At 71.1% G+C, this 8,515-nt stretch carries 9 protein-coding genes; 6 read left to right on the plus strand and 3 right to left on the minus strand.

Annotated elements, in window-relative coordinates:
- Window positions 1-46 precede the first annotated feature (46 nt).
- Window positions 47-472 carry a nuclear transport factor 2 family protein gene (locus KIK05_RS34200; protein WP_214414976.1) on the plus strand — a complete coding sequence of 142 codons (426 nt, stop codon included), beginning with the start codon at window positions 47-49 and terminating at the stop codon, window positions 470-472.
- A gap of 64 nt (window positions 473-536) precedes the next feature.
- Here the strand turns inward: KIK05_RS34200 and KIK05_RS34205 are convergent, their stop codons facing one another.
- Window positions 537-1,415, minus strand: a complete 879-nt coding sequence (locus KIK05_RS34205; protein WP_214414977.1) for an alpha/beta fold hydrolase — start codon at window positions 1,413-1,415, stop codon at window positions 537-539.
- 114 nt (window positions 1,416-1,529) lie between these two features.
- Here KIK05_RS34205 and KIK05_RS34210 point away from each other — a divergent pair, with 114 nt between their 5' ends.
- Entirely contained in the window at window positions 1,530-3,602 is a 2,073-nt protein-coding gene (locus KIK05_RS34210) for an AfsR/SARP family transcriptional regulator (RefSeq protein WP_308250218.1), read from the plus strand.
- A gap of 88 nt (window positions 3,603-3,690) precedes the next feature.
- On the opposite strand, the gene KIK05_RS34215 is transcribed toward KIK05_RS34210, so the two are convergent.
- Window positions 3,691-4,677 (minus strand): NAD-dependent epimerase/dehydratase family protein, encoded by a 987-nt coding sequence (locus KIK05_RS34215; RefSeq protein WP_214414978.1) that lies wholly within the window; start codon window positions 4,675-4,677, stop codon window positions 3,691-3,693.
- An 86-nt stretch (window positions 4,678-4,763) separates the two neighbouring features.
- Here KIK05_RS34215 and KIK05_RS34220 point away from each other — a divergent pair, with 86 nt between their 5' ends.
- The gene (locus KIK05_RS34220) at window positions 4,764-4,976 is read left to right on the plus strand and encodes a hypothetical protein (RefSeq protein ID WP_214414979.1); all 213 of its coding nucleotides are present in this window, start codon (window positions 4,764-4,766) and stop codon (window positions 4,974-4,976) included.
- A gap of 403 nt (window positions 4,977-5,379) precedes the next feature.
- Here KIK05_RS34220 and KIK05_RS34225 read toward each other — a convergent pair whose 3' ends face one another.
- Window positions 5,380-5,853, minus strand: a complete 474-nt coding sequence (locus KIK05_RS34225; protein ID WP_214414980.1) for an ArsI/CadI family heavy metal resistance metalloenzyme — start codon at window positions 5,851-5,853, stop codon at window positions 5,380-5,382.
- A gap of 87 nt (window positions 5,854-5,940) precedes the next feature.
- On the opposite strand from KIK05_RS34225, the gene KIK05_RS34230 reads away from it, so the two are divergent.
- The 3 genes from KIK05_RS34230 to KIK05_RS49520 are packed head-to-tail and all read left to right on the plus strand — an operon-like array spanning window position 5,941 to window position 8,011.
- Entirely contained in the window at window positions 5,941-6,312 is a 372-nt protein-coding gene (locus KIK05_RS34230) for an ArsR/SmtB family transcription factor (protein WP_214414981.1), read from the plus strand.
- A 17-nt stretch (window positions 6,313-6,329) separates the two neighbouring features.
- A complete protein-coding gene (locus KIK05_RS34235) occupies window positions 6,330-7,094 on the plus strand; it encodes an aquaporin (protein ID WP_214414982.1) in 765 nt (254 codons plus the stop codon).
- Window positions 7,091-8,011: a GNAT family N-acetyltransferase gene (locus KIK05_RS49520; protein WP_372455632.1), complete on the plus strand. Its 921-nt coding sequence runs from the start codon at window positions 7,091-7,093 to the stop codon at window positions 8,009-8,011. Before KIK05_RS34235 ends, KIK05_RS49520 begins: the two co-directional genes overlap by 4 nt.
- Window positions 8,012-8,515: the final 504 nt, after the last annotated feature.

Here is an 8,515-nt window from a genome sequence, read left to right on the forward strand (position 1 = left end):
CTCCGTATGCCGTACGATGTACATAGTACGGAGAAAGGGGACACCCATGTACCAGCCCACCGCAGAGGACCTGAAGAGCGTCGAGGAGTGGTTCGCCGAGTACGACGCGCTGGCGGAGCACGGCGCGATCGAGGAGCTGGCCGGTCTCGCGGTCTTCCCGATGAACCTCGCCACCGACGTCCCCGGTGGCCACGCGGCGGTCCGGCAGTGGACGCGGGAGGAGTACATCGAGGCGATGAAGGACGCCATGGGCGGCGGCACGGCCGGCCTCGGCCTGGAGTCGAAGAGGACGCCCCACTTCATCAGCCAGAACCTCGTGGTCGTGGAGACGGACGCGACCATGACCATCGAGGGTGAGCGGCAGACCATGCACTACGCCGACCTGCTGGTCCGCACCGAGGACGGCTGGGCGTTCCAGACGATGGTGCAGGGCGGCTGGGGGTACGGCTGGACGCCCGCCAGGCGGGGCTGAGCGCGGGAACGGTGGCCCCTCTCGCCTGCGTCGCCGGCGAGAGGGGCCACCGTCCGTTCCCCGCTCAGCGGTCGAGCAGCTCCCGAAGGGCCCCGGCGATCTCCGCCGGGGCCTCCTCGGCCATGAAGTGACCGCAGGTGACCGTGCCGTGCCGCAGGTCGGCGGCCCAGGCGCCCCACAGCGCGGCGGCGTCGAAGCCGAGAGCCGCGCCCCAGTCCTGCTGGAGCACGGTGACCGGCATCGCCAGCCGGTTGCCGAAATCCCGGTCGACCTGGTCGTGCTCGACGTCGATCCCCGCCGAGGCGCGGTAGTCGGCCACGATCGAAGGGACGGCGTCGCGGCACGCCGCCAGGTACGCCGCGCGGACGTCGGCGGGGATCGCCTGCGGGTCGTTGGCCCAGATGTCGAGGAAGTGCCCGAAGAAGGCGTCCGCGCTCGCGGAGATCATCCTCTCGGGCAGGCCCGGGGGCTGGGCCATCAGGTACAGGTGGAAGCCGATCGCCCCGGCGGTGCCGCGCATCACGTCCCACATGTCGAGGGTCGGCAACACGTCCAGGCAGGCCAGATGGCTGATCGCCCGGGGATGGTCGAGCCCGGCGCGGAAGGCCACCAGGGCCCCGCGGTCGTGCCCCGCCAGCGCGAAACGCTCGTGACCGAGCGCGCGGGCCAGGGCGACGACGTCCGCCGCCATCGTCCGCTTGGAGTAGGTTCCGGCGCCGTCCTCGACCGGCTTGTCGCTGGCGCCGTACCCGCGCAGGTCCGGGCAGATCACCGTGTGGTCGGCCGCCAAGTCGGCGGCGACGTGCCGCCACATCAGGTGGGTCTGGGGGAAGCCGTGCAGCAGCACGACCGGGCTGCCCGAGCCCCCGACGGCCGCGTTGAGGGCCACCCCGTCGGCGACGGGGACCCGCTGGTAGTCGAAGCCGGGGATGGCAGGTGCCATGGTTCCGCTCTCCTTCGATAGATGGTGTTCGCCCCCATGCTGGCGCGCGCGGATGAGCATCCGGTCAGCGCGCTACCGTGGCCAGGGGTGATGCCTGGAGAGGACGGTCGAGCGGTGCGGGTCACGTTCGGGGTGCTGGGGCCGGTGGTCGCCTGGGACGACGCCGGAGACATGATCGGCTTGAAGGGGCCGCGGCACCGCGCTGTGCTGGCCCGGCTGATCCTCGCGCGTCGCCGCGTCGTCCCGGTCACCCGCCTGGCCGACGACCTGTGGGAGGACCCGCCCCCGGGCGCGGTGGGCGCCGTACGGACGTTCGTGGCCGCGCTGCGCCGCGCCCTGGAACCCGACCGCCCGCCCCGCGCCGCGCCTCGGCTGCTGGTCACCGAAGGGCCGGGGTACGCCCTGCGGGCCGAGGCCGACGCGGTGGACTCCTGGCGCTTCGAGCGGGCCGTCACCGCCGCCGCGACGCTGCCGCCCGAGGAGGCGCTCGCGCGGCTGGAGGAGGCCCTCGGATGGTGGCGCGGGCCCGCCTACACCGACTTCGCCGACCAGGACTGGCTACGCGCCGAGCGTTCCCGCCTGGCCGAGCTGCGGCTGCACGCCCTCGAACGCCAGGCCGAGGCCCGGCTGGCCCTGGGGCTGGCCGCCGAAGCGGTCCCCGATCTGGACGCCCACGTGGCCGAGCACCCCTGGCGCGAGGGCGCCTGGGCTCTGCTGGCCCTCGCCCTGTACCGCGCCGGCCGCCAGGGGGACGCCCTCGCGGTGCTGCGCCGGGCACGTACCCTCCTGGTCGAGCACCTGGGAGTGGACCCGGGTCCGGACCTGCGCCGCCTGGAGACCGACATCCTCCGCCAGGCTCCTCACCTCCATACCCCGGCCGGCGGAGCGGAACGGGTGCGGCCAGGCGAGGCGGCACCGCCGGCCGAGGCCGTGGAACGGGTGCGGACTCGGGCCGCGGCCTTCCCGCCGCCTGAGCCTGCCGAAGCGGCGGAACGGGTGTGGACGCAGGTGGCCGCCGCGTACGACCTGGCCGTGCCGTCCGGGGCCCGGGCCCGGCTGGAGTCGACGGTCGGCCTGATGCGCAGCCTCGCGGTGACCGGCGGCAGCGGCCTGGAGGCGGCCCGCCGGCACCGCGTGGCGGCCATCGCGGCGGCCGAGGAACTGGGCGACGCCGAACTGACGGCGCGTGTGATCGGCTTGTACGACGTCCCGGCGATCTGGACCCGGTCCGACGACCCCGAGCAGGCCGCCCAGGTCGTCGCGGCGGCCGAACGCACCCTGGCCGCCCTCCCGCCGGGCGCCCCCGCGGCGACGCGCGCCCGGCTGCTGGCCACGATCGGCCTGGAGTCCCGCGGCACCCACTCCCCGCGCGGACCGGAGGCCGCCCGCGAGGCCGAACAGATCGCCCGCCACCTCGACGACCCCGCGCTGCTGGCGTTCGTCCTGAACGCCGTGTTCATGCAGACCTTCCACCGCGCCGGCCTGGCTCCGGAGCGGGACCGGATCGGCGCGGAACTCCTCACCCTGTCCGCCCGGCACGGCCTGGTCACCTACGAGGTGCTCGGGCACCTCATCCGCCTCCAGGCCCGCAGCGCGCTCGCGGACTTCTCCCGCGCCGACGAACACGCCCGCGCCGCGGAACGCCTGTCCGCACGCCATGAGCTGCCCCTGGTGAACGTTTTCACCCAGTGGTACCGGGCCCTGCGCCTCGACGCGACCCGGCCGGCGTCGACCGGCGAGATCGAGACGGCCTACGGGGCCGCCGCCGCCCTGCTCGACGGCGCCGGCATGCCGGGGCTGGAACGAGGCCTGCTGCCGCTCGCGCTGCTGTGCCACCGCCTGCGTCGCGATCTGCCGATCCGGGCCGGCGAGGACACCGACTGGGGCCCGTACGAGCCCTGGGTCCGCCCCCTGCTGCTCCTGGCCCTGGGGCGCCGGGACAAGGCCACGACGGCGCTTCGGCAGGTCCCGGAACCGCCCCGCGACCTGTTGATGGAAGCCCTGTGGTGCCTGACCGCACGCGCGGCCGTCGCACTCGGCGACCGCGAGACCATGCGCCGCGCCCGGACCGCCCTCACCCCCGCCGCCGCCGAACTGGCCGGCGCGGCCACCGGCCTCCTCACCCTGGGCCCGGTCTCCCACCACCTGGACGCGCTGAACGCCGAGCTCGGGCGTCGCGGCCGTTGAGGAACGGACGTCATCCGGCGCTCGAGCAGCGAGCCGCCGGCCAGGCCACCCGGAGATGGACCAGGTCATGACCGGCACGGCCGCCGTGTCACCCGAGAGCGTCGAGCAACTCGCGTTCCCGCCGGGCGCTGAGCCCGGCACGTCGTGCCCGGTGCAGACCCTGCTCGCGTTCCCACACCAGCGTGTCGGCGAGCAGGTCCGCCCGGGGTCGATGACGGAGCCCCGCGGCGCGCGCCGCGGATCCGTTGCGGGCCGAGAATCCTTCCCATCCCGGCTCGACGAGCCACATCGGCAGCGACTCGTCCCCCATGTACTCGGCCACACCGTTCGCGAGCAGCCACGCCGAGTCGGCGGTGACCACCGGACCGGTGTGCCCGCCGGCGGCACGGGACAGCTCGATCCACTCCGCGAACGGAACGACCGGGCCGACGGCGTCGAACGTGCCCACGCTTCCCGTCTGCGCGGCGTCGAGCAGCCAGGCGGCGAGATCCCGCACGTCGACGACCTGTGTCGGCATGGCCGGCTCGTCGGGGACCAGCATCGGCCCTTGCGGATCACGCGCGGCGCGGGCCACCCAGTAGCCGGAGCGTCCGCTGTGATCGCCGGGACCGCCGATGAGCCCGGCGCGCGCGATCAGCAGGCGGTCGCCCACGGCCGCCGTGGAGGCCTGTTCGCAGGCGACCTTCGCCTCGCCGTACACCGCGCGGTCGGCCTCGCTTCGATCGGTCGGAGCGAGCAGGGCAGCGGACTCGTCCGCGTCAAGCGTGGCGTGGGAGGCGTAGGCGCTGCCGGAGGAGACGTAGATCCAATGCTTGGCTCTGCCGCCCAGCGCGTCGAGCGCCCCACGGACGAAGCCGGGCTGCCAGGACACCTCGATGACCGCATCCCATTCGTGGCCGAGCAGGGGCTGATACGCCGACGGATCACGCCGGTCGGCGGCCACCAGTCTCGCGCCGTCCGCGACGTGCCCGCTTTCGCCGCGAGCCAGGCATGTCACCTGATGACCGCGCTCGATCGCCTGCCTCGACAGCTCCCGGCCCACCCAAGCCGTCCCGCCCAGTACCAAGATCTCCATCCCCACACCCAAGCACCGCGAACACCGACCACCCAAGGCCAGTTCACCGAGAGCGGACCCGATTCGCCGAGGGCGGAGTGCTCGGTGTGACCGTCATCCTGTGTGCCGCCGCTGTGCTGCTGCCCTGGAACGGGATCTTCGGACGTACGTGGTTCGTGATCCATCACGGCAAGTTCACGGCGCTGGCCCAGCTGGCCACGGACGGGACACTGCCGAGGGACACGCCTTCGAGTGGCTGGGTGGACGTGCCCGATGAGTACGGAGTGCTGACTTTACCGGCGGTGCAGCCGGTTGGGTGAGGGCTGGTGGTGGCCGGCACGCAAGCCCAGCTATCCGAACGTGAACGAATGACCAACGACGCGCCGAGGCCGATCAGGCGACCCGCCCTCGCCCCTGGCCGCTCGGTGAACCGGCGAAGGCCAGGACCTTCGATTGTTAGCAAAGGCCCCTTGCGAAGATCGCAAGGGGCCTTCGAGCTGGGAGCCGACGAGGGGAATCGAACCCCTGACCTACGGTGCACAAGCCGGAAGAAGATCCTCTACCGACATCTCCTGGAATCTACGCTCCCCTGGTCAGAGGGCCGATCCACTTGATCACCTTCTACCCCTGTCTACGGACGTCTCGGGACGCAGTTAGCATCCGCGTTAGCAAGATCAAGAGTTGCCTGTCCGCGAACAATGCTGAGCAAGCATGTCTCGCCCGTCAGCAGCATCCACCTCTAGCGTCGGTCGCCGCCGTCTCCGCCTTGTCGTCCTGCCCACAGACGCAGGAGGTTTGCGAGTCCCCCGTGGCCGACTTGCCGAGGGTGTCGGCGTCGGCCTTGACCACGTAGACCTCCCAGGGCTCGTTGCCGGGACCGTGGACCCAGACCTTGTCCTGAAGGGCGTAGCAGCACGAGGTGTCGTTCTCCTCGAAGGTCGCGAGCCCGGCGTCCTTGAGGCGCTGGGTGGCGGCCTGGACCTGGGCGGTGTCCTCGACCTCGACGCCGAGGTGGTCCATGCGGGTCTCCTGGCCGGCCTCGCCTTCGATGAGCACCAGCTTCAGCGGGGGCTCGGTGATGGCGAAGTTGGCGTAGCCGGGGCGAAGCTTGGCGGGCTCGGTGCCGAACAGCTTGGAGTAGAAGGCGATCGAGCCCTCCAGGTCGGCGACGCGCAACGCGAGCTGAACACGGGACATGACGGTCTCCCTCGAAGATGGCTTGTTTCGACGATTGTCGATACAGCGACATTGCCACCCTGATTAGACCCATGTCAACATAGACCTATGTCGAAACAAGAGCTGCCGGTCCTCGACCTGGCAGGGGCGTGCTGTACCCCGATGGCCCGCGAACCGTTGGGCGAAACGGACGCGGCGGAGCTGGCGCGCATGTTCAAGGCCCTGTCAGACCCGGTACGGCTGCGACTGCTGTCCCTGATCGCCTCGCATGAGGGCGGGGAGGCGTGCGTGTGTGACCTGATCGGCCCGTTCGACGTGTCCCAACCGACGATCTCCCACCACCTGAAAGTCCTGCGTGAAGCGGGTTTGGTCGGCTCCGAACGGCGCGGCACGTGGGTCTACTACTGGGTGCTGCCGGTCGCGTTGAACCGCCTGTCCACCCTGCTCCAAGCTCCCGTCTCGACCGCTACCCGCACGTGAGCGGCAGGGCTGTCCCGTTGGGTCGGCGCCTGGCGGCCGAGGCGATCGGTACGGGCGCGCTGGTCGCGGTGGTGGTCGGCTCGGGTATCCAAGCTGCCGGGCTGACGAGGGACGGCGGCGTTGCTCTGCTGGCCAACTCGCTTGCCACCGTCTTGGGGCTCGGCGTGTTGATCGCGGTGTTCGGGCCGGTCTCCGGCGCGCACTTCAACCCCCTGGTCTCGCTCGCCGCCTGGTGGACCGGCCGCCGAGACGGTCAAGGGCCGCCGTTGCGCGAGGTAGCCGCCTACGCTGCGGCTCAGGTGTGCGGCGGGGTCGGTGGATCGGTGCTGGCCAATGCGATGTTCACTCACCCGCTGGTGACCTGGTCCACTCATCAGCGGCACGCGGGGCATCTGTGGCTGGCCGAAGTGGTGGCGACCGCCGGTTTGATCGTGGTGATATTCGGGCTGACGCATACCGGTCATGCTCGCTTCGCGCCCGCCTCGGTCGCGGCCTATATCGGGGCGGCCTACTGGTTCACCTCCTCCACCAGCTTCGCCAACCCGGCCGTGACGATCGGGCGGGCGTTCACCGACACCTACGCGGGCATCGCTCTGACCTCGGTCGGCCCGTTCGTCGTCGCCCAAGTCCTCGGCGCCGTTGTCGGCCTGGTCCTGGTCGACATCGTCTTCGGCTCCTCTCCCGTGCACTCCGCACCCCACGACACCACGGATTCCCGCCGGTCCTCGTCCCGTGAGGTCGGCTCTGCCGCCTTCGCTGAGCAAGGAAGTTCCCATCCATGAGCACCACCGCCCCGTCCGTGCTGTTCGTCTGTGTCCACAACGCCGGGCGCTCTCAGATGGCCGCCGCGTTCCTCACCCACCTGACGCAAGGCCGCGTCCAGGTCCGCTCTGCCGGCTCCACTCCCGCCGAGGCGGTGAACCCGGCCGTGGTCGAGGCGATGAAGGAAGTGGGCATCGACATCTCCGCCGAGATCCCCAAAGTGCTCACCACGGAAGCAGTCCAGGCGAGCGACGTGGTCATCACCATGGGCTGTGGGGACACCTGCCCGTTCTTCCCCGGCAAGCGCTACCTTGACTGGCACCTGGACGACCCCGCCGGGCAAGGGGTGGACGCCGTCCGGCCGATCCGCGACGAGATCGAGACGCGGATACGTGCCCTAATCACGGAGATCCTTCCCCCCGCTGGGACAGAGACGGGCACGGCGGCGCCGCGCATCGTGGCCATGACGCCCGAACACGCCGCCGAAGTGCTCGCGATCTACCAGCTCGGCATTGACGAGGGCCAAGCCACCTTCGAGACGACCGCCCCCACCTGGGAACAGTTCGACGCCGCCAAGCTTCCGAACCATCGACATGTCGCCCTGGATGAAGCTGGACGAGTACTCGGCTGGGTCGCGGCCTCCCCCGTCTCCGACCGCTGCGTCTACTCCGGTGTGGTGGAACACTCTGTCTACGTCCACCCTGACGCCCGAAACCGGGGTGTCGGCCTCGCCCTGCTGCACGCCTTGATCGCCTCCACCGAGCAGGCTGGCATCTGGACGATTCAATCAGGCATCTTCCCCGAGAACTCCGCAAGCCTGACCCTGCATGCCCGCGCCGGATTCCGGGTCGTCGGCACTCGGGAACGCATAGGCCGCCATCACGGTGTCTGGCGGGACGTCACCGCGATCGAGCGGCGTAGTCCTCTTATCTCCTGAGCCACTCGTCGGCCCGCCACGCACCGGGCGTCACCTGGTCGTTCGGCGGGCCGGGGCTGAGGGACGAAGCCCCGGACCTTCGATCGCCCTCAACCCCGCGCGGTGTCCAGCCACAGCGCGATCGCAACCTGCATGAGTATGACGGCCCACCCATAGGTCAGCCACCACGGCGGGAGCCCGACTGGAACCGTGAGAGTACGGGGAAAGGTCGAACGAGCCCTAACCGGGACGGGCTCGACGGGTTCCAACGTGATCGATGACCGGAGGCCGACGGCGGGTCGGACCAAACCGGCGAGGACGAGGTGAGCGCTCGTCACGTCTTGGTGGCCCTGCTGCGTTCTGCGGGCGCGCGGGCGGTGCGTGCCCGGACCGGCCGAGGGCCGCAGCCGGGCACGCAGACCGACCGGCGCGCCCGGCGGACCGCGCAGCGGGCCGCCTTTAAAGACGTAGAGAAAGTCCTCATCCGGGAGTCCTCGGCCTGTTTGGTGTCATGGGAAGCCGCGG

Origin of the sequence: Sphaerisporangium fuscum (assembly GCF_018531465.1) — a bacterium.
GTDB classification, from domain to species: Bacteria; Actinomycetota; Actinomycetes; order Streptosporangiales; family Streptosporangiaceae; genus Sphaerisporangium; species Sphaerisporangium fuscum.

Excerpts from the sequence above, each read along its gene's own strand:
- KIK05_RS34200 (WP_214414976.1), top strand. The coding sequence starts at position 47 with ATGTACCAGCCCACCGCAGAGGACCTGAAGAGCGTCGAGGAGTGGTTC.
- KIK05_RS34205 (WP_214414977.1), bottom strand. The coding sequence starts at position 1,415 with ATGGCACCTGCCATCCCCGGCTTCGACTACCAGCGGGTCCCCGTCGCC.
- KIK05_RS34215 (WP_214414978.1), bottom strand. The coding sequence starts at position 4,677 with ATGGAGATCTTGGTACTGGGCGGGACGGCTTGGGTGGGCCGGGAGCTG.
- KIK05_RS34225 (WP_214414980.1), bottom strand. The coding sequence starts at position 5,853 with ATGTCCCGTGTTCAGCTCGCGTTGCGCGTCGCCGACCTGGAGGGCTCG.
- KIK05_RS34230 (WP_214414981.1), top strand. The coding sequence starts at position 5,941 with ATGTCGAAACAAGAGCTGCCGGTCCTCGACCTGGCAGGGGCGTGCTGT.
- KIK05_RS49520 (WP_372455632.1), top strand. The coding sequence starts at position 7,091 with ATGAGCACCACCGCCCCGTCCGTGCTGTTCGTCTGTGTCCACAACGCC.